Raw genomic sequence first — 19388 nt, forward strand, 5'->3', positions numbered from 1 at the left:
TTGGGTCAGGTGGGCCAAGGGGCTTGCCTGCCTCAAACAAGTTAGGGATCAACAAGAGGGGGTCAAGGTGACGCAGAAGGCAAGGCAGTGGGCTTTGTGGGTTGCCGGTTTGCTTTGGTGTTGCGGGCCGACGGCTGTCCAGGCAGCGGAAACCATCTCTCTGCAAAGGTTGGGCTACGACCGCTCGGTGCTGCTGCAGGGATCCAACCCGCGCCTGGATGTTACTGTCCCTGCCCCCCTCAACGGCCTTGACCCTGAGGCCAGCTTTGTGCAGTTGCGCCTGGATCCCTCGCCGGTGTTGAAACCTACGTCCACGGTGCGGGTGCTGATCAATGACGAGCTGGCGGGTATCTTCCTGGTGCAAGATCTGCGGCAGGAGCCGGTGGTGCGGGTGCCCATCCCCAGCTTGGCCGCTGGCGAGCGCTTTATCACCTTGTCGGTGCAGCCTTTTTTGAGCATTACCGACGACATCTGTGCCGACTTGAATACCGGCAACCTGCTGCTGACGGTGGGGCGGGACAGTTTCTTTGAGCTGGCGCCCCTCGTTCCTGATGCCACGGTGGCCGGTTTTCTGGGCCGGCTGTATCCTCAGGTTACTTTGGTAGTGCCGGCCAATCCTTCCTCTGAGACGGCGGAAGCAGCTCTGTGGCTGTACAGCCTCCTTTCTCACCTGTTTCCGCAAACGCCCATCCTGTGGAGCAACCGTCCGAAGCAGGGGGCACAGGTGATCTTAGAGCCGGCCAATTTCACCCCCCACTTGCAGCATCAAATTACCCCAGAGGGATCCCGCCTGCGAGTGGCCGCCCGCCGGGAAGCTATTCTTGCTCTCTATGAAGAATGGAAGCGGGCGGGGCTGGTCAGCCGCGGCATCCAGGTGACAAGGGTGGCGGATCTGGAGAGAGCGCTCAGGGCCAACCGCCTTAGCTTGCGGGAGTTGGGTATTGTGGATCCGCTGCTGCGGGGGTTTGGCAGCCAGTCTTTGGTCTTCAACTTCAACCTGTCCCAATTGGGGGGGCGGCCGCGGGATCTGGCGGCGCAACTGGATGTGATCATGAACCCGGTGGATGGCCGAGTGGGGGATCGCCTCACCGGCTACGTGTTCTTGAATGGCGTTCTGTTGCGCACCTACAACCTAACCGGGCGCACCCAGCTCAACGAGACCGTAATCCTGCCCACCCGCCTGCTGCGCCGCTTCAACCAACTGGAGCTGCGCTTTGATTACGGGGCCAGCCCCGGCAACTGCCAGGGATCCCTGACCCCGCTGACTTTGCAAGTGCGTTCCGATAGCTCTGGCCTTCTCTGGAGCGGCTACCAAGCCCCTAGCGGCGAGCTGCAGGAGATCCCGGCGGTGCTTCGAGGATCCGGCCAAGTGTGGGTAGGGGATCCCCAGTTGCTGCCAGCTACTGCTTATCTCTTGGGTGCCCTTGGTCGTCTGTCGGCACAGCCCTTGTTGCCCACCCTCCAGTTTTTGCCGGAGGGGAAATCCCAACTCCAAGCAGAGAACTTTGCCTGGCAGATAATCGTGGCTGGGCCAGATCAGGTGGAGCTTAATAGCCCCATCCGGCTGGGATCCCAGTTTGAAATCATCAATCCCCTCAACCAGCAGGTGGCCTTGGCCGCTCAGCCTCAAGAAAACCTCGGCCTTTTGCAATACTTTCTCCTCCAAGGCAAGCCCACCCTTTGGCTTTCCTGGTGGGGATCTGACCCGGCTTTGGCAGAGCGCCTCAGCCGCGGCCTTGCCGATCCGCGCACCCGCCTGGCCAACCAGCTACAGGGAAACGTGCTCACCGCCTATGCCGCTGCCCCCGATCTCACCCAAGTACAGAGCTGGGATCTCACGCCGGCAGGCTATCGAGTGCGCTACCCCGGTCGCTTCAGTTGGCAGCTTTTGTTGTGGCAATACCGCTTTTGGCTGGTGCTTTTGCTGGCCATCCTGCTGGCTGTGGGGGCATGGGACACCTATCAACGTTTGGCCCGGCGACCTGAGCCGCCAACCCCCTCTTAAGCCAAGCGAGAACCTAAGATTCGCCTAGAATTAACCTGATTTTGAGCTCATGTTAACGCTGATCGAATACTGGTTGGTGCGCACAGGCTGTCTAACCCAGGAGCAGTTGGCAAAGGCTTATCGCTATCAAAAACAAGCTGATTGTTCCCTGCCGCGGGCCCTCTGGAGCTTGAGGGCAATGCACCCCCGTCAGTTTGCTCGCCTCTGCTGTCAGATCTTGGATCGGCCCAAGCTGAGGAGTTGGTTGCTCGAGCATCCCCTCGACCTAGAGCTGCCTTGGCTGATCGAGCCTATCGATCTGGTGCCGGTGCGCTTTCTGCCCTGTGGCTGGCTCGACCCGCAAACCGTAGTGGTTGCTACCGAGGAGCCGGGCCATCCCATTGTCTGGCAAAATGTCAAGCGCCTCTGCCCCGAAGCCGATCGGATGTGGGAGATCCCGGCCACCGAAAAACAGATTCTGACCGCCCTCATTGAACGCAGGCTGACGGCAGAGCTGGTAGGCAGTCGGCTTACTCTAAAACAATGGCAGGATCTTCTGGCCATTCGTCGCCGCACCGGATCCAGCCTAGGTCAGCTTTTGACCCGGCTCAGCTACCTTTCCACGCCGGAGTACCTGAGCATTCTCACTCAGTTGTTAGGGTATCCGACAGTGTCTGAATTGATAGGGACAGGGCTGCTTCATCGAGATCCAGCTTTGAGCAAACAGTTTGATCCTGAGGTGATGATGCGTCACCTGTTCTATCCCTTGGCCTGGACGGATCAGAACACTCTCACGGTGATGGTGAACGACCCCCTGGACTGGGCGGTGGATGAGATCCTCTACGCTTGGCGGCCAGGCTTGCGTATTGAAAAAGTTCTGGGCACCGAGCAGGATATCACGCAGCTTCTCAGCCAGGATCAGGGCTCCCAGTTTAGCCAAGAAGCGGTGTACAAGCTCATGGCCCGCCTGCCAGAAGAATCGGCCTCGCGGGTGTTTACCCCCTCCCAGATTGCGGTGGGCTATGGCCTGCTGCTGCTGTTGCTTTGGGGATTGGCCACTGCTCCCTGGACGACTCTGACCATTTTGGTGCTGCTGATCAATCTTTTTTACGTCGCTTCGATCCTGTTCAAACTGCTGCTCAGCCTAGTGGGATCCGCCGATCGCTTCCACCAGATTACCGATGAGGAAGTAGCCGCTTTGGATGATCGCGACTTGCCCATCTACACCATCCTGGTGCCGGTCTACAAAGAGCCGGAAGTAATGCCGATTTTGATCAAGTCTCTCTCTAAGCTGGATTACCCCCACGAGCGGTTGGATGTGCTTATTCTGTTGGAGGAAAACGACCGAGACACCATTGAGGCAGCTCGAGCTGCCAAGCCCCCCCGCTACGTGCGCCTGCTGTTGGTGCCCGACAGCAAACCCAAGACCAAGCCCAAAGCCTGCAACTACGGCCTGGCTTTTGCCCGTGGCGAATACCTCACCATCTACGACGCTGAAGACATTCCGGATCCAGACCAACTCAAAAAAGCAGTCATTGCCTTCCGAAAAGGGGATCCCAGCTTGGTTTGCGTCCAGGCTGCCCTCAACTACTTCAACCGCAGCGAGAACTTCCTCACCCGCATGTTCACCCTGGAGTATTCCTATTGGTTTGATTACCTTCTGCCGGGTTTGGAAACTCTCAGAATGCCCATCCCCTTGGGTGGCACCAGCAACCACTTTCGCACTGACCGCCTGCGGGAGCTGCAGGGATGGGATCCCTTTAACGTCACTGAAGACGCCGACTTGGGCATCCGCGCCAGCCAGCACGGCTATACCGTGGGCGTGATCAACTCCACCACCTACGAAGAGGCCAACTGTGCCGTTAAAAACTGGATCCGGCAGCGCTCCCGCTGGATCAAAGGCTACATGCAAACTTGGCTGGTCCACAACCGCAACCCCCTGCGCTCGTTGCGCAAGCTGGGCCTCAAGAACTGGCTATCCTACCAATTTTTTATCGGGGGCAGCTTCTTTACCTTTCTCACCAGCCCCATCATGTGGCTGCTGTTTATTTACTGGCTGCTCACCCGCGCCCATTGGCTGCAAAACATTTTCCCCAGTTGGCTGGTTTATCTGGGCTTGTTTAACCTCCTGGTGGGCAATGCCATTGGGATTTACCTCAACTTGGTGGCCGTTTTCCGGCGAGGGTACTACGATCTGGCCTTCTATGCCCTGCTCAACCCCATCTACTGGCAACTGCACTCTATGGCAGCTTACATGGCCCTGTGGCAGCTCTTTACCAAGCCCTTCTACTGGGAAAAGACCATCCACGGCCTGAGCAAGTTTACCCACGCCAAAGTCCAGGAAGCTGCTCACAAAGCAGCCTAGGCTACGGACTGAGTTCCTAAGCAGTAGCAGAGAAGTGAGGACAGCCAGCACCCTTCTAGAAGCTGTAGTCCGAGTCTACGATCACAGCGCAACCACGGGGGTGGAGACAGCTAGCCATAATCACCTTGACGGAAAAGTTGCCCTCGTAGGGCGCCTGCACGATGGGGAAATCGTCCAACAGTTCGTCTGCAGCCACCACCTGACCGCTGGCATCGTAAAGCACCAGATCCACATCGAAGCAATCCTGGTCGCACTGCGCCCAGATGTTTTCACCTCGGTAGAAATAGCCTGTAACTACGGTCGATTGTCCATTAAGAAGCCACAAACTACGGCTCTGAGCCCAGGCGGCAGCGCCCCCGATAACTGTGGCCGCTCCTATTAAGCTTGCCACCAACCAGCCCCGCACCGAAGCCATAAGACTGCCCTCCTACTGAAAAACGGAGATAGATTTTCTACAGGGATCCACCTCAACGCCCACACTCTAGCACCCAGATCCGTTTCTCCCGAATGATTCAGATCACGTTAAGGATCTTAAGAATCTCATGCTGAAAATCGCGAAAAAGAGTTACAAAAAAAGGGATCCCAACCGAAGCAGGGATCCCTCAATTCTGACCAGAAATCCGGCGAAGCTCCCGCATCGGTCTGGCCGACTTCTCATTGCGGCAAATTCAGTTCCCCCCTTCGCCCTAAGGGATCCGTCAAAACACTGCCGGTAGGGCCTTTGATTTGAATGGTGCAGCGGCTGCCGGACACTTCAATAACGTTGTAGTTGGGCACCGCCAGCTCCAAAAAGCGCAAGTTGCCCGTCGTTACCCCTGGGATCCCGCTCACCTGGGGATTGGCCGGGTTCACCGGTGCCAAAAAGCCGTTCACAATCCGGTAATACAGGCGGCTGGCATTGGGGATCCCCAGTTGATTGCCCAGCTCGTCAATGCTGAGGGCCGTAACGCTCCGCCCGGTGGGGCCAGTCCACACTTCCCAGATGGGGTTGCTGCTGCCGGGGTTGACCTGTCCGATGAAGCCGGCATGGTTGTTGCCGGTCAAGAACACCACGTTGCGGATGTTGTTGCTCTCGATAAAGTCAATGACTTCCTGCCGCTCCAGCCAGTAGCCTTCCCAAACATCGTTGGAGCGGAAATAGGTCACCGTGATGGGAAACTCGCTGACGATGAACTTGTAGGTGGCGGTGGAGTTGCGCAGGCCGTTGAACAGCCACTGCTTCTGCGGATTGCCCAAGAGGGTACGGGGCGTGCGGCGCAGCAGGTTAAACAGGGCTTGTTCGGATCCCGGCGGGCCAAAGAAGAGGGTCTCTTGTTCGGGCGTAAGACGAATGCCAGCCAGCTCCAAAAAGCGCTGCCGGGTCAGGCCGGGAGGCAAAATGGGCAAAATGGGGGTCACGGCGGCCAAATCCCGGTACTGGCGCAGATCCAGGATGAAGACTTCGGCATTGGCCCCGTAGCGGAAGCTGCGAAACAGCCGATCCCGGCTATCCACACCGGCCACATCTGTCAGGTTGGGGGTAATGGGGTTGTATTCAAAAAAGGCTTGGTAGCCGAGCACCTTGAGATCTTCCACATCGCGGGTTTGCCCGGTGGTGTCGTTCAGCTGAGTGGCCCGGCCACCGCGGGCCTTCTGGCCACTGTAGTTGTCAATCACCTCGTGATCGTCCCAGTTGACAACAAAGGAAGTCCGGCCAAACAGTTGCGCGAACTCCCGCCCGGCATAGTTGGGATCCCGCTCCCGATAGAGGCTGCGGTAGAACTCCAGATTGCCGATGGGATCTAACCCCAGCCAGAAGCGATCGGCGTAGACGGTATCGCCGTTAAAGGAAATGAAATCGATGTCGCCGCGGCTAACTTCTGCCAACATGGCTGCCCTAATGGGAAAGGGGGGCTCGTTGGCGCAGCTAATGTGCAGAAAACGAACAGGCCGCCCATCCCCAGGAGCTGGCAGGGTGCGAAACTGGCCTACAGGGCTGGTAAACCCCTCGCTGACAAACCGGTAGAAGTAGCGCTGCGCTGGCCTTAGCCCAGTGACGACGGCGCGGGCAATGTAGTCGCCTGGCTCAGTGCGGTAGTTGCGGCCCGCCACACGGCGAGCAGTAAGCGAAACTTGTTGCGAAATGGGGTTGAACTCGGAATTCTCGGCCACCTGCAACGTCACCGCAACCGTATCTGTCGCGCTGGCCGGGATCACCCGCGTGGAAAGCACCGCCCCTTCCGAGGTGGGATCCCCGGCAAATACCCCTTGGGGAAATCCAGGCTCTCCCAGGGGGGGAATGGAGGAACTGGAGGTGCCCCCACAGGCAGCCAGGGCAGCTGCCCCACCTCCAAACATAAGCAGTTGCAGGAAAAAGCGACGGGAACGCAGGGAACTCATGAGACCCACCTCAGGGACGCAGGCAAATGTAAAGGGATCCGCAACAAAGGCCAATCGCCTTTTTAGTCAAGCACTTTTGCCCCCAAGCTGAGGTTGTGGGCAGGTGAAGGCTGGGTTAGGGTTGGTTTAACGGCTCTGACCCCTGCGCCCAGGTTCCCCACGGCCTTTTCACAGAGCTTGCTGAGAAGGCTAAAATTTCATTACAGTTTTTCCTGCTTTTGCCCCATTTTTGCGGTTTTGCGTTCCTTAGACTTCTTGTTGACCCTGCCGAAGGAGGGATCGTCGTGGCTACGGAGACTCTGGTCAAGCCTTCTGTAACCCCGAAGCACATGCCCATGTACCGGGTGTTGCTGCACAACGACGATGTCAACACCATGGAGTACGTGGTTCAGGTGCTGGTGAAGGTGATCCCGGCGATGATGCCGCCGCAAGCCACTGAGATCATGCTGGAAGCCCACCACAACGGCGTTGCTGTGGTGATCGTGGTGCCGCGGGAGCATGCGGAGTTTTACTGCGAACAGTTGCGGCAACATGGCCTGACCAGTTCCATTGAGCCGGAACGCTAGGCGGGGCGGGTTGGATGGGCCTGCCGATCTCCAAGCTGAGGGCTTGTCCATTTCTGCTGCGTCTGCTGCTTTTCTTGGCGATCCCCCTCCTAGCCTGGCTGCCGTGGGTCGGGCTGGGGGGGTGGTTTTTTCCGGAAGCGCGAGCCTACCTGTGGCTGCCCCTGTATGCCTTGCTGCTGGTCTGGCTGGGGCTGTGGGGATCCGGGTTTGCCGCCTATGGACTGGATGGCAGTTGGCCTTGCCGAGGCGGGATCCTGTGGGGCCTGGGGATCGGGGTCGGGGGGCTTTTCTTGCTTTTGGGCCTGGAGGGATCCCTGGGTTGGCTGAGTTGGAGGCCAGTGGACAGGGGATCCCTGCTGGTCTATGGGTTGCTGGGGTTGCTTTTGGGCTTGGGGGTGGCGCTGGCGGAGGAGCTGTTTTTTCGCGGCTGGCTGCTGCAGGAGATGCTGCTGGACTACGGTTGCAGCACTGCGGTGTGGGGATCCAGCTTCCTCTTTGCTGTGGCCCATTTCCTGAAGCCTTTGCCTGAGATTCTCGCCACCTGGCCGCAATTTCCCGGACTGTGGCTGATGGGGCTGCTGCTGGTGCAGGCGAGGGTCTGGAACCAAAACAAGCTGGGCCTTAGCCTAGGGCTGCACGCCGGTTGGGTATGGGGCATGGCCTGGGTCAACAACTTGGCCTGGATAGACTACACCGGCAGGGCGCCAGCGTGGCTAACGGGGATTGGTGGCAACCCCTTGGCGGGCCTGATGGGCTTGCTTTTTCTAGGAGGGACTTTCGCATTTCTCAACGGCCTGGCTCAAGCTGGCTGGCTACCGGCAGACCTGGAAAAGCGTTGATTGATCTGATCGATAAAGAAAAGAATAACCTACTCTCCCCAAGGCCCTTCCTCGTAGTAGGCGGTCACCTGCTCCTTGGGCGGCTGGGTAAGCAAGCTTACGCCAATTAACACCCCACTGCCGATCACCACTGCCGGGATTACGGGTAACCAGCCCCCTGTCCAAGCCCGCGGCAACAGACCCGACAGCCAACCTAAAGTCAGGCCACTGGAGACGAGGGCCCCGGCTACTGCCCCGGCGCGGGTAGCCCGCTTCCAGTACAGGCCGGCAATTAAGACAGGGAACAGCATGGCGTTGCCCTGAAAGCTCCAGGTGGCAATCTCCACAATCAGCCCCGGCGGGTTAAGAGCAATCACAAAGGAAGCTAGGCCGATCCCCAGCACCACCCAGCGGCCTAGCAACTCTTCTTGGTGGGGGGAAAGCTGGCGCCTGAAGAAGGTAACCACCAGATCCCGCGTCACTAGGGAGCTGGCGGTGAGAAGCTGGGAGTCAGCTGTAGACATGAGAGCAGCCAGGGCCGCCGTAATCACCACCGCTGCTACGCCGCTGGGCAGGGTTTGCAACATCATGGGCATAATCTGATCCGTTTTCTCCAGGCTGGGAAAAGCCAGGCGGCCCCAAACCCCAAGAAGAGCTGCTGGGAAAAAGACCAGCAGAATCAGCAGCGGCCAGACTACCATCAGGGTCTGGAAGGGCCGGGCACTTTTGGCCATGTAGAAGCGCTGGAAAAATTGCGGGAAAAGGGGCGTGGCCATGAAAAACAGCAACTGGTTGCCAAATAGCCCCTGCCAGCTCCAGCGCCCATTGGGGCCGGGCAAGCTCAGCCAGGGATCCAACTGCCCGGCAGCCTCCTGGCCCACCCCCAAGGCTAGGGCAACAAAGGCCACCCCCATCCCCAAAATCAGGATGATCCCCTGCACCACGTCCGTCCAGACCACCGCCTGGGATCCGCCAAAGAGCACATACCCCAAGATCACCAGCGCCACCACCACCGCCAAGGGCCAGTAGGGGATCCCCTCCCCCAAGACAGCCGCTAGGGTTCGGGCCCCGCCAATGATCTGGATGCTGATGTAGGGGGCTGTAAACACCAAAGCGCTCAGGCAATACAACAACGCCAACAGGGGGCTTTGAAAACGATGGCCGAAGAACTCCGAAGGGGTGATGAAGCCAAAGTGTTGGGCTGCTAGCCATACCCGGTAGCCCACCCACAAAAACAGCCCCGAAATGAGGGCGGTGGTCACCCCCACCCCCAGGAAGATTCCCAGGCCATGGGTATAGGCATCTGCCGGCACCCCAATGAAGGTAAAGGCACTGAGCAGCGTCGCCAGCGTCGTCAAGGTTAGAGCCAGGGATCCCAACCCCCGCCCTGCCAAAAAATAGCTCACCGGATCCTGGCCGCTGTGGCGATAGCTCCAGAAGCCGATGGCTGCCAGCAGCAGCAAGTATGCCCCCACCACACCCAGACTCAAAACCGTGTTACTCATCTCCGCCTCTCGGCCAGCAAACGCGCACAATGTAGAAGTTAAGAGGTACCAACAGCAGGACAGCCAATCCCGCCAGCCAATACCAGGCCGGGATCCCCAAAAACTGGGGCTGGGCCGAGCGGGATCCCACCCAGGTCAACAGCCACAGCAGGGGATAGGCCCCCCACACCCAAGCTTGGCGCATCCGCCCAAACCGCAGCTGCCTTGATCCTTGAAGGTTACCGGCGGGATCCAACCCTGACATCTACCCATCTCCTGCTTTTTTGCCAAGCGTTCCTTTTGCCAATCATTTAAGATACAGCCACTACTGCGCAGAGCTAAATTGTCTTTTCCCCTTTCCCCTTCAGATCCTGTTGGCAAGAGGGAGCCTTCCCGTGGGCCAGGCCATGAAGAACGAGAGCGGCCCTACTGGCTAGCTTGGGCCCGCATCAAAGGGATTGGCCCCCACCGGCTCAAGCGGCTGGCGGAGTTTTTTGGATCCCTGGAGCGGGCTTGGCAAGCGGATGCCCCGGCCCTGCAGCAGGTGGAAGGCATTGGCCCCACCCTGGCCCAGGCTATTGTCTCTGCCCGTCCTGGCCTTGATCCCGAGCAGATCCTGGAGGAAACCCTCAAAGCGGGGATCCCCTTTCTCACGCCTGCAGATCCGGACTATCCGCCGCTGCTGTGGGAGGTGCCAGATCCCCCGCCCATTCTCTATGCCCTAGGAGAATGTCCCAATTGGCAACAGCCGGCTATTGCCATCGTCGGCACCCGCGCCCCTACGGCCTACGGTCGACAGTGGACCCAGAAAGTCAGCGCTGCCCTGGCGGAAGCTGGCTGTGTGGTGGTCTCGGGGCTGGCAACGGGGATCGACGGCATTGCCCACCAGGCCTGTCTGGATGCCGGCGGCCAGACGGTGGCCGTGGTGGGAACGGGGGTGGACAAAGTTTACCCAGCTCACCATCAAGCTCTCTACCGGCGCATCCTGGCCCAAGGGGCCATCCTCAGCGAATATCCCCCCGGCACGCCACCGGCCAAGGAGCATTTTCCCCAGCGCAACCGCATCATTGCCGGCCTCTGCCGCGCCACTTTGGTGATGGAGGCTCCGGAAACCTCGGGAGCGCTAATTACTGCTCACCTGGCCAACCACTACGGTCGGGAAGTGTATGCCCTGCCGGGGAACATCGACACGGCAGCAGCCCGTGGTTGCCTGCAGCTCATCCGCGACGGCGCCGGCATGATCCTGGGGATCGAGGAGCTGTTGAAAGACTTGGGCTTAGTTCAGGGATCCCCGCCCAAGACAGAACCCCAACCCACTGCCCCCACCGATCCCCGGCAGCAAATCCTATGGCAAACCATTGGAACCGAGATCCTCAGCATCGATGCCTTGGCCCAGGCCACCCAGATGGACATCACCACCCTCTCCAGCACCCTGCTCTTTATGGAATTGGAAGGCTGGCTCGTGCAACTGCCGGGGATGCGCTATCGTCGAGCGCGCTGAAGTCGGCCCCCCGCACTGCCTCTCCTGTGGGAGCGCGGCAAGTGGGATCCTCGTGGCGGGGATTGTTCACATGGGTGCTGACCGGATAAGCCACCATGGCCTCTGCCGGGTAGGGGCGAAGCAGGGGCAACAGCAGCTTGGGATCCTGCACCTGGGGATCCAGCCAAAGGTCGTAGTCGTTTTCCGTCAAAATCACGGGCATCCGCTCGTGAAAAAGCCGCATCAGGCGGTTGGCAGCGGTGTTGAGGATGGCACAGGTTTCCACCTCCACTCCCTCTGGGCTGCGCCAGCGTTCCCAAATCCCGGCAAAGGCAAATACCGGTCGATCCACCAGGTGAAACCAGTAGGGTTGTCTGCCCTTCTTGCCTGTACCCTGGTCGGCCCACTCGTAGAAGCCATCTGCCGGGATCAGGCAGCGACGACGGCGGAAAGCTTCGCGGAAAGAAGGCTTCTCGGCCACCGTTTCAGAACGAGCATTGATCAACCCGGCCTTGGCGGCTTGGCTCCAAGCGGGGATCAGGCCCCAGCGAAAATGGGTTGCCTTGCGCTGAAGGGATCCCAGCTCAATCATCGCCAGCACGGGCTGAGAAGGGGCGATGTTGTACCGGGAGACAACTGCCCTTTCTTCTGCTGCCACCGGCAAGCCGAAATGCTGCATCAGCACTTCTGGGGCCACTGCCAGGCTAAACCGTCCACACATGTTTGTCCCCCAGTCGCTCACCCCAAATGGCCTGCCGACAGGATCCCCTAAACCTTGGTGGAAATGCCCAGCAGTTGCAAGATCCCGCGCAGGGGAATCTCCACCCACTCGGGGCGGTGGTTCAACTCATAGCCCAGCTCGTAAATGGCTTTTTCCAGCAGATAGGCGTCCAACAACACCTCTATCTCTTGCAGGCTGCGGGGCAAAAAAGCCGCTTGGGAAGCCACCTGCAGATATTCGGCCAAAAAGCCCGCGCAGACCCAGCGGTGCCAAAACTGGGCCCACCGCATCATGTCGGGGCAGTGGTCGGCGCAGACCAAGCCGCTCTCCAGTTGCTGGCGCAAAGCTGTGTGGACAGCATAGTGGAAGGATCGCAGCATCCCCGCCACATCCCGTAAGGGGCAACGCTTGAGACGCCGTTCGCCCAAAGAGCGGGCCGGCTCCCCTTCAAAGTCGATGATGACAAAGTCTTTGCCGGTAAACAGCACCTGGCCCAGGTGATAATCCCCGTGGCAGCGGGTACGCAGGGCGGTGATCTTCCGCTCCAGGATCAGGCGGAAGCGGCTCATGATTTCCCCTTCTTGGTCGCAAACAGCCCGAGCCAAGTTGGCCTCTGCTTCCGGCAGCTTGGGGAGCTGCTTATAAGGACTCCGTCCCGCTGACGCGAACAGCAGCGGAAACACCTGCCCCACCAAGTTGCGCATGGACTGGTAAACGGAGCGCTGGTACAGGCTGGAGAAAGGCTCTGGGGCAAAGTCTTTGTTCTCCGTATCGGCAGCCAGGGCGATGTGCAGCTCGGCGGTGCGCTTGGCCAAGATCCGCACCGATTCTAGGTAGCTGCCGATGGTGGCGTAGGCCAGCTCCGGCAAGGGCTGTTGGGAAAGCTCCAAGAAGGATCCCTGCGGCACGGGCACGGGATCCACCTCTTGGTAGTGAACCAGCACCGCCTCAAAAAATTGCCCCAGGCTGTCCAGGGTGTAGTGCCAGGCATCTCCCTCGTTGGGGATGTACTCCTGCAAAATGGCCAGGGTAATGGGCTGATCGGCGGGATCAAACCCACGGGCCCCGCGACGACGGCGATACTCCAGGGATCCCAGCAGCCGCGGCACCCGCACTTGGGGATGGTGCTCCAGCAGGTAGCGGCCAATCTCCAGCTCGGGATTCACCCCTTCGGCCACCTTGCGGTAGACCTTGAGGATGTACCGGTTGCCGTAGACCACAGAGGTATTGCTCTGCTCGGCCTTGAGGATACGGGGTTCCAGGCTGGGGTCATACTCAAAAGCGCCAGAGGTGGTGGCCCAGAGCTCCCCGGAGCTGTGGCGCAGGCGCCCCTGCTGGGCGATGATCTGCAAGGCTAGGGACAAAAAGGTTTTATCCGCCAAAGCGTCGAAAAGAACCCCCGGCGGATCCCCGGCCACTTGCACAGGGGCAATGACCGCTTGCGGCATCTCCCTGCGCAGGTGCAGAGCCATCTCCTGAGTGGCGTAGCCTACCGGAAGGGAGTAGACTTCCGCTTCCCCCTGAGTGAACTCAGTTTGCAGAAGAATGATCTGGCCCCGAAAGGGGGGATCTGCCTCCCGGTTGCAGGGAATGGCATCCAAGATCTGGGCCGACTGGATCTGGCGGGCTTTGGAGCCGAACCAGCGACAACGGTAGAGATAGTCCCCCAAAAGCGCCTCCACCTGCTTTTGGCTTTCCCCTTGAAAGAGGCTTTCCCAAGTGCCGCTTGAGGGGATCAGGGTGGGCAGACGATCCAGCTCTTCCGGCTTGCTGTGGCTGGGGTGGATCCGCTCCGTTTGGGGCTCAAGGGAGAACCAATAGAAAGAATGGGGGCCTAGAGTCAAAAAATAGGGCAGTTGTCCGATGGGGGGAAACTCGGTGCGCCCGAAGATCTCCACCGGAATTAGTCCTTCCCACTCCGCCAAGTCCAGCTCCACGCACTGCACATAGCGGGAGAGGTTGGCCACCACCAAGATGCGCTCATCGCCAAAGGCCCGCATAAAGGCAAGCACCTTGCGATTTTCCGGGTGGAGCAGCTCAAAGGAGCCGCGGCCAAAAGCTTGGAATCGCTTGCGCACGGCGATGAGCCGCTTCATGGTCCACCACAGGGAATGGGGGTTGTTTCGCTGCGCCTCCACATTGACAGCTTCGTAGTGGTACTCGGCGTCGATGACGATGGGCAGATAAAGCTTTTGCGGGTTGGCCCGCGAAAAGCCGGCGTTGCGGTCGGCGCTCCACTGCATGGGGGTGCGCACGCTATTGCGATCCCCCAGGTAGATGTTGTCTCCCATGCCGATCTCGTCCCCGTAGTAGATGACCGGGGTGCCGGGCAGGGAAAACAGCAGGCTGTTCATCAGCTCGATGCGGCGGCGGCTGTTGCCCAGCAGGGGGGCCAAGCGCCGACGGATGCCCAGGTTCACCCGCGCATTGGGATCCTTGGCGTACACCTGGTACATGTAGTCCCGCTCTTCGTCGGTGACCATCTCCAAGGTGAGCTCGTCGTGGTTGCGCAGGAAGATGGCCCATTGGCAGGTTTCGGGGATGGGCGGGGTTTGCTGCAGGATGTCAATGATGGGGAAGCGATCCTCCATCTGGATGGCCATGAACAGCCGCGGCATGAGGGGGAAGTGAAAGTCCATGTGGCATTCGTCCCCGTCGCCGAAGTAGGCCACGGCATCTTCCGGCCATTGGTTGGCCTCGGCCAGCAACATGCGGTCGGGATAGTTGCGGTCGATGTGTTGGCGCAGGGCCTTGAGGAAGGCATGGGTTTCCGGCAGGTTCTCGCAGTTGGTGCCTTCCCGCTCGTAGAGATAGGGCACGGCATCCAGCCGTAGGCCATCCACCCCCATGCTCAGCCAGAAGTCCACCACCTCAAAGATGGCTTTCTGCACGGCGGGGTTATCGTAGTTGAGATCCGGCTGGTGGGAGTAGAAGCGATGCCAATAGTAGGCTTTGGCCACCGGATCCCAGGCCCAGTTGGAAGTTTCAAAGTCTTGAAAGATGATGCGGGCTTCTTTGTACTTTTCGGGCGTATCGCTCCAAACGTAAAAGTCTCGCTCTGGGGTGCCGGGAGCAGCCCGCCGAGCCCGCTGAAACCACGGGTGCTGATCTGAGGTGTGGTTGAGGATCAGCTCGATGATGACGCGGATCCCCCGTTGATGGGCGGCATCCAGAAAGATTTTGAAGTCTTCTAGGGTGCCCAAGGTGGGGTTAACGTTGGTGAAATCGGAGACGTCGTAGCCGTCATCCCGCAGGGGCGAGGGGAAAAAGGGCAGCAGCCAAATGGCCGTGATGCCCAGATCCTGCAGGTAGTCCAGCTTTTCCGTCAGGCCCTGGAAGTCTCCCACGCCGTCGCCATCGCTGTCGGCAAAAGCCCGCACCGGTAGCTCGTAGATGATCGCGTCTTTGTACCAGAGGGGGTTGTGGGTGAGGGGGGAGATGATGCTGCGCAGAGAGGTTCGGATCATCATGCTGGCAACAGAGACAGGATTGGGACACCTTGGCAACCCTAACCGTTGAATGGGGATCCCCTCAATAGGCTACAGCCTTTTCTTGGGTGCCAGGGATCCCCAGGGTCAGTGCGGGCTTTCTCGGGCTCAGGCAATGCCACTCCGCTTCTGGGCTTCCTTGCGAGAGACGGCTACGTGGCGCAGGCCGGTGCGGATCAGCTCCTGCTCGATCAGGGCAAAGAACCGCTGCCGATCCCCGCTCCTCACCACCGCCAAATGATGGGCTTCTGCCAAGGCGATGGGGTAGCCAAAGCCTTTGTGCACTTGGCTCAGCACGCCTGCCAAGGCCCGCTGCAGCAACTCCGCATCCTGGGCCACCCAAGCGGGAAACTCCAGGCGGGCAACCTCGGGTTCGCCCAGGGATCCCTCGCCAACATTGAGGTAACAACAGTGGACGTGGTGTTCCCCGAAGGCGTCCAGCACGCTGGCTCCGCAGCGCCAAAGGGGGCTGCGCTCTCCCGGCTGCAGCAGGGATCCCCAAAAGACGCGGTCTGCCAGGGGGGCGAAGGGATGGCAAGGGGGGGTTTTGTCGGCAAGGCAGTAGCGATAACATTCACAGCCCAGGTAGGGGCACAGCCCCAGGCGCAGGTAGTTAAGGGTTTCGCTGCTGCGAGAGGCGCTGATGTAGCCCACGAGAGGGATGCGGGCCGCCCGCAACTGCTCCAAGGTCGCCAGAATGGGATCCAACCAGGGGCGCCGGGCCGGCTGGGACAGAGGTTCCAGTCCCCAGGGGATCAGGGATCCATCCAAGAGCGCCAGCGTGATGCGGCGACGGGGCACCGACAGGGCCAACTGCGCCAGCTCCTCCAGTTCTGCTCGGGAGCGTCGTAAGGCCAGCACCTCTTCCGGCCCCAACGAAGGCTCCGTTCCGCTGCCGGGGTTGCGTTCACCTGGGGTGCGCCGTGGGCGAGAGTCTCGCCGGTTAAGGGGGGCGCTCGGCAACCCTTCTGCCCTCCGCTCCGGGGAAGAGGAGTCTGAGTGCCGGGCAAAGGATTCATCTCCATACAGCAGCAGGGGCTGGCTGTCCAACAGCGGCCACTCCTGGGTGCCGTAGTGGAGAACCACGCGCCCAACATTGATCAGCGAGCAATAGGCAATCTCGTGATGGCTGGGCAAAATCTGGGATCCATCCGTGGCCACCACCGTGTGTCGCCCCTGCAGAGGTTCAACCTTGGGCAGGGATCCCCAAGCTTCCGGCGGCTCGGCAGGGCTGGCGCAAACAAACGACAGATGGGATCCCCACTCGGCCCAGCGGGACTGCCAAACCTGCGGCTCCTGCTGCCAGCGCTCGAAAACTTGCCAGGCTTGGCGCAGGCGTTCTTGGCCGGCTTTCGACTCCTGTTGCAAGTGCCGGGTGAAGGCAGGAATTTGCCCGCTCAGCTTAACCAGATCCAGCATGGTGGTCACATCAGCGTTGCGTGGCAATAGGGCTGCCAGAAGCGGGGGGAGCCACATCTTGTCCTTCTGAGGAGTTGAGCAGCTCTTCCAGCGGAAACTCCCCATAGACCTCGCTGCTGTTGTTGGGGCTCTCCTGCAGGCGAACCCGGTGCAACTGCACCCCTAGCTCCCGAATGGGCAGAGTCAGCAGCCGCTGGATGTAGAGGGCAATGTTTTCGGCGGTGGGCACCACCTGGGCAAAGTAGGGGATGTCTTTGTTCAAAAAGGTGTGATCCAGAGGCTTCACCACCCACTCGTCGATCACCTGCTGCAAGGCTGCCAAGTCCACGATCATCCCCGTGCGCGGATGGATGGATCCCTTGACGGTGATCTCCAGGCCGTAGTTGTGGCCGTGGCCGTGGGGACGGGCACAGAGGCCGTAGATGGCGCTGTTTTCTTCAAAACTCAGGTGATCCAGAGCCAAACGGTGGGCAGCGCTGAAATGGGTGGCAACCGTCAGGTAGGCTTGCATGGCTTCTCCTCGGTAATCGGCCCAAAGTTCGGGATCCTCGTACAGACGGACGCTGGTCAGGGGCAGAGCCTCGGCCAGGCGTTGCCAAATCGCGTAGGCGATAAACTCGGTGGTGGGCAAGGTTTGGGCAAATTCCGGCCAAGCTTGATTCAGATAGGCAAAGTTGAGATCTTGAATCACCCGCTGCCGGATCACTTGCTTTACATCCGAGAGGTTGAGCACCATCCCGTAGTCATCCACCTCGCCACTCATGCCCACCTCCAGCACGTAGTTGTGGCCGTGGCCGGGAAAACGGGCATTGGGGCCAAAGCGGGCCAAGTTCTCGGCTTCTGAGAGCTCGGGCAACCAGTACCGGTGGCTGGCGGCAAATTGCGCCCGACGGTAGATTGTGCAGGTTCTGGGCATAAATGGAGAGGAGAGTACCTGCCAGGGGATCCACCCTTTCAGCTTGGCACACTCCCCGGCCCAGAGGGTGGAAATTCTCGGCGGCCCTCAGCCTGCCCTCCCAGTGGTCTTGCCGTCATCTCCGTCCTGCGCCAGGCCAGGCATTTCCCCTGCCGACCGAGTCGGCCCGTGCATACCCTCTGCATCCCCTCATTTCCCGGAAAGCATTCCAAGCAGGGTTTTGGCAGCGTCTTGCCCTGAGAGCCAAGCCCCCTCTATGCGACCCCCGGCGCACCAATCGCCGGCACAAACCAAAGGCAATCCCTCAGCGGCGGGAATACGGGTGCTTAGGCTGGCCAATCCCGTGGTTTCCAAAGGCAATGCGTAGCGCCAACGGTGCACCTGCATCCATTGTGGCGAAGCCAGCCAGGGATCCAGCCGTTGGGCCGCGTGGGCCAGCAATTCTCGACCGGCCTTTTCCAGCTCAGGTGGGCTGGCCTCCAGGTACAGAGATGACCACTCCGCCCCCCCATGCAAGACCACCACGGGCGAGAGTGGCTGTAGGCGCTTGCTGCTGTCCAGTCCCAGCCAGGCCAACATTGGATCTTCCAAGCACTTGATCCCCTTCCAGGGCGGTGGCGGTATGTTCTCGGAGTAGCCCGCCAAAACCGCAAGGCAGGGTTGATACTGGGCGGATCCCAGCAGAGACAACAGGTTATCAGCCGGGGGGATCCCTTCGCGGAGCAAAGGCAGCAACTGGGGGGCCGGGATTGTCGCCACCAAGGCAGCAGCCTCGTAGCATTGGCCGTTCTCCGCTTTCAATTGCCAGGTGGTTACCAAAGGTTTGAGGCTGACCACACGAGTTTGGGTGTGTACCGACAGCGGGGCAGCCAGGTGTTTGGCCAGCGTCGTCATGCCCTGAGGGCAGACATAGCGCGGTTTTTCATCGTTGGGATCCTCCGGGCGCAGCCCTTCTCGATCCAGCACATGCAGCGAGCGTGTCCATTCCGTCAGCAGCCCCAGGCCCAGCAGCTCCTTCACCCAGCGATGAAAGCCATCCGAGTCGGCGGTCAGGTATTGAGCTCCATGATCCACCGGCACCGTTTGTCCAGCATGTTCAACTCGACGGGTGGCCATGCGCCCGCCCAAGCCTGCCGATTTTTCCAGCACCAGAACCTGGAGCCCTGCCCGCAGCAGTTGCCTTGCACACACCAAGCCGGCCACTCCGGCCCCAATAACAATCACATCAGCGGATTTTGGGCTTGTCCCCTCGGAGGGCGTTACCGCTGCCTGGGTCTCCTCACCTAGCATACTGAGCCTGCCGGCTGTGAGCGGATCCGCACGTTCAGCTCCCCCCTCTGCCAAAGGGGTTGTTGCCTCTTTCGCCGAAGAGCTTGGCCTCCCCCTTGATGGCAGCCTTGATGATGTTGTAAGCAGCCCAGGCAACCACCAAAACAATGGGCGACAAAACGATCAGCGGACGAAGATCAATGTCCATGGTTTTCATCCCCCCCTAACATAGATTTACCGACTGCTCGGAACAAGAGCCTCCAGGGTTGGCAACTGCCGGAATCCCGATAGGGTGAAACCATTTTCGACTCTGGATCCCGCACAAGCTGAGGTGCAACTCTGGAAAGATGGCTAAGTCCAGAATAAACCTAAATGGGGATCCCTACCGGACAGACTTTGCCCCATCTGGACTGCTGAGGCGGGAGCCAACAGGCCCACACCGAGAATCGCGTCCAGAACTAGCGTACCCAGCAGGGGCGTACAATCGACCCCGATCAAC

General features: G+C 59.9%; 15 protein-coding genes. 5 read left to right on the forward strand and 10 right to left on the reverse strand.

Features of this window, described 5'->3' with window-relative positions:
- The first annotated feature begins 67 nt into the window (after positions 1-67).
- Both NW870_RS04795 and NW870_RS04800 read left to right on the forward strand, forming a co-directional pair.
- A complete protein-coding gene (locus NW870_RS04795; protein WP_414374180.1) occupies positions 68-2005 on the forward strand; it encodes a cellulose biosynthesis cyclic di-GMP-binding regulatory protein BcsB in 1938 nt (645 codons plus the stop codon).
- Positions 2006-2054: 49 nt separating this feature from the next.
- Positions 2055-4349: a glycosyltransferase gene (locus tag NW870_RS04800; protein WP_414374181.1), complete on the forward strand. Its 2295-nt coding sequence runs from the start codon at positions 2055-2057 to the stop codon at positions 4347-4349.
- 55 nt (positions 4350-4404) lie between these two features.
- Here the strand turns inward: NW870_RS04800 and NW870_RS04805 are convergent, their stop codons facing one another.
- Positions 4405-4764 (reverse strand): hypothetical protein, encoded by a 360-nt coding sequence (locus NW870_RS04805; protein ID WP_414374183.1) that lies wholly within the window; start codon positions 4762-4764, stop codon positions 4405-4407.
- A 239-nt stretch (positions 4765-5003) separates the two neighbouring features.
- Positions 5004-6728, reverse strand: a complete 1725-nt coding sequence (locus NW870_RS04810; RefSeq protein ID WP_414374185.1) for an alkaline phosphatase D family protein — start codon at positions 6726-6728, stop codon at positions 5004-5006.
- Between the two features lie 284 nt (positions 6729-7012).
- On the opposite strand from NW870_RS04810, the gene clpS reads away from it, so the two are divergent.
- Positions 7013-7294 carry an ATP-dependent Clp protease adapter ClpS gene (clpS, locus tag NW870_RS04815; RefSeq protein ID WP_011432326.1) on the forward strand — a complete coding sequence of 94 codons (282 nt, stop codon included), beginning with the start codon at positions 7013-7015 and terminating at the stop codon, positions 7292-7294.
- Positions 7295-7308: 14 nt separating this feature from the next.
- The gene (locus NW870_RS04820; protein WP_414374187.1) at positions 7309-8133 is read left to right on the forward strand and encodes a lysostaphin resistance A-like protein; all 825 of its coding nucleotides are present in this window, start codon (positions 7309-7311) and stop codon (positions 8131-8133) included.
- Between the two features lie 29 nt (positions 8134-8162).
- Here NW870_RS04820 and NW870_RS04825 read toward each other — a convergent pair whose 3' ends face one another.
- Together NW870_RS04825 and NW870_RS04830 are read right to left on the reverse strand one after the other, a co-directional pair.
- A complete protein-coding gene (locus NW870_RS04825; RefSeq protein WP_414374188.1) occupies positions 8163-9617 on the reverse strand; it encodes a sodium:solute symporter family protein in 1455 nt (484 codons plus the stop codon).
- The gene (locus NW870_RS04830; protein WP_238376882.1) at positions 9610-9801 is read right to left on the reverse strand and encodes a hypothetical protein; all 192 of its coding nucleotides are present in this window, start codon (positions 9799-9801) and stop codon (positions 9610-9612) included. The genes NW870_RS04825 and NW870_RS04830 overlap by 8 nt, the downstream gene beginning before the upstream one ends.
- 138 nt (positions 9802-9939) lie before the next feature.
- Here NW870_RS04830 and dprA point away from each other — a divergent pair, with 138 nt between their 5' ends.
- Entirely contained in the window at positions 9940-11097 is a 1158-nt protein-coding gene (dprA, locus tag NW870_RS04835; protein WP_414374189.1) for a DNA-processing protein DprA, read from the forward strand.
- Here dprA and NW870_RS04840 read toward each other — a convergent pair.
- The 6 genes from NW870_RS04840 to NW870_RS04865 all read right to left on the reverse strand — a co-directional run bounded on the left by NW870_RS04840 (position 11036) and on the right by NW870_RS04865 (position 19097).
- Positions 11036-11797, reverse strand: coding sequence for an SOS response-associated peptidase (locus NW870_RS04840; RefSeq protein WP_414374190.1), 762 nt, complete (start codon positions 11795-11797; stop codon positions 11036-11038). The genes dprA and NW870_RS04840 overlap by 62 nt on opposite strands.
- A gap of 47 nt (positions 11798-11844) precedes the next feature.
- A complete protein-coding gene (gene treS / locus NW870_RS04845) occupies positions 11845-15267 on the reverse strand; it encodes a maltose alpha-D-glucosyltransferase (protein ID WP_414374192.1) in 3423 nt (1140 codons plus the stop codon).
- Between the two features lie 126 nt (positions 15268-15393).
- Positions 15394-16761 (reverse strand): DNA double-strand break repair nuclease NurA, encoded by a 1368-nt coding sequence (locus tag NW870_RS04850; RefSeq protein ID WP_414374194.1) that lies wholly within the window; start codon positions 16759-16761, stop codon positions 15394-15396.
- Positions 16715-17620, reverse strand: coding sequence for a 6-carboxytetrahydropterin synthase (locus NW870_RS04855; RefSeq protein ID WP_414374196.1), 906 nt, complete (start codon positions 17618-17620; stop codon positions 16715-16717). Before NW870_RS04855 ends, NW870_RS04850 begins: the two co-directional genes overlap by 47 nt.
- A gap of 189 nt (positions 17621-17809) precedes the next feature.
- Positions 17810-18910: an NAD(P)/FAD-dependent oxidoreductase gene (locus tag NW870_RS04860; RefSeq protein WP_414357440.1), complete on the reverse strand. Its 1101-nt coding sequence runs from the start codon at positions 18908-18910 to the stop codon at positions 17810-17812.
- Positions 18911-18944: 34 nt separating this feature from the next.
- Positions 18945-19097, reverse strand: a complete 153-nt coding sequence (locus NW870_RS04865; RefSeq protein ID WP_414330801.1) for a photosystem II protein Y — start codon at positions 19095-19097, stop codon at positions 18945-18947.
- Between the last annotated feature and the right edge of the window lie 291 nt (positions 19098-19388).

The organism is Synechococcus sp. R50.1, assembly GCF_047462115.1.
Lineage (GTDB): Bacteria > Cyanobacteriota > Cyanobacteriia > Thermostichales > Thermostichaceae > Thermostichus.

Excerpts from the sequence above, each read along its gene's own strand:
- NW870_RS04820 (WP_414374187.1), top strand. The coding sequence starts at position 7,309 with ATGGGCCTGCCGATCTCCAAGCTGAGGGCTTGTCCATTTCTGCTGCGT.
- NW870_RS04865 (WP_414330801.1), bottom strand. The coding sequence starts at position 19,097 with ATGGACATTGATCTTCGTCCGCTGATCGTTTTGTCGCCCATTGTTTTG.
- NW870_RS04810 (WP_414374185.1), bottom strand. The coding sequence starts at position 6,728 with ATGAGTTCCCTGCGTTCCCGTCGCTTTTTCCTGCAACTGCTTATGTTT.
- NW870_RS04855 (WP_414374196.1), bottom strand. The coding sequence starts at position 17,620 with ATGCCCAGAACCTGCACAATCTACCGTCGGGCGCAATTTGCCGCCAGC.
- NW870_RS04800 (WP_414374181.1), top strand. The coding sequence starts at position 2,055 with ATGTTAACGCTGATCGAATACTGGTTGGTGCGCACAGGCTGTCTAACC.
- NW870_RS04840 (WP_414374190.1), bottom strand. The coding sequence starts at position 11,797 with ATGTGTGGACGGTTTAGCCTGGCAGTGGCCCCAGAAGTGCTGATGCAG.
- NW870_RS04850 (WP_414374194.1), bottom strand. The coding sequence starts at position 16,761 with ATGTGGCTCCCCCCGCTTCTGGCAGCCCTATTGCCACGCAACGCTGAT.
- NW870_RS04825 (WP_414374188.1), bottom strand. The coding sequence starts at position 9,617 with ATGAGTAACACGGTTTTGAGTCTGGGTGTGGTGGGGGCATACTTGCTG.
- NW870_RS04830 (WP_238376882.1), bottom strand. The coding sequence starts at position 9,801 with ATGCGCCAAGCTTGGGTGTGGGGGGCCTATCCCCTGCTGTGGCTGTTG.
- NW870_RS04805 (WP_414374183.1), bottom strand. The coding sequence starts at position 4,764 with ATGGCTTCGGTGCGGGGCTGGTTGGTGGCAAGCTTAATAGGAGCGGCC.
- NW870_RS04860 (WP_414357440.1), bottom strand. The coding sequence starts at position 18,910 with ATGCTAGGTGAGGAGACCCAGGCAGCGGTAACGCCCTCCGAGGGGACA.
- treS (WP_414374192.1), bottom strand. The coding sequence starts at position 15,267 with ATGATGATCCGAACCTCTCTGCGCAGCATCATCTCCCCCCTCACCCAC.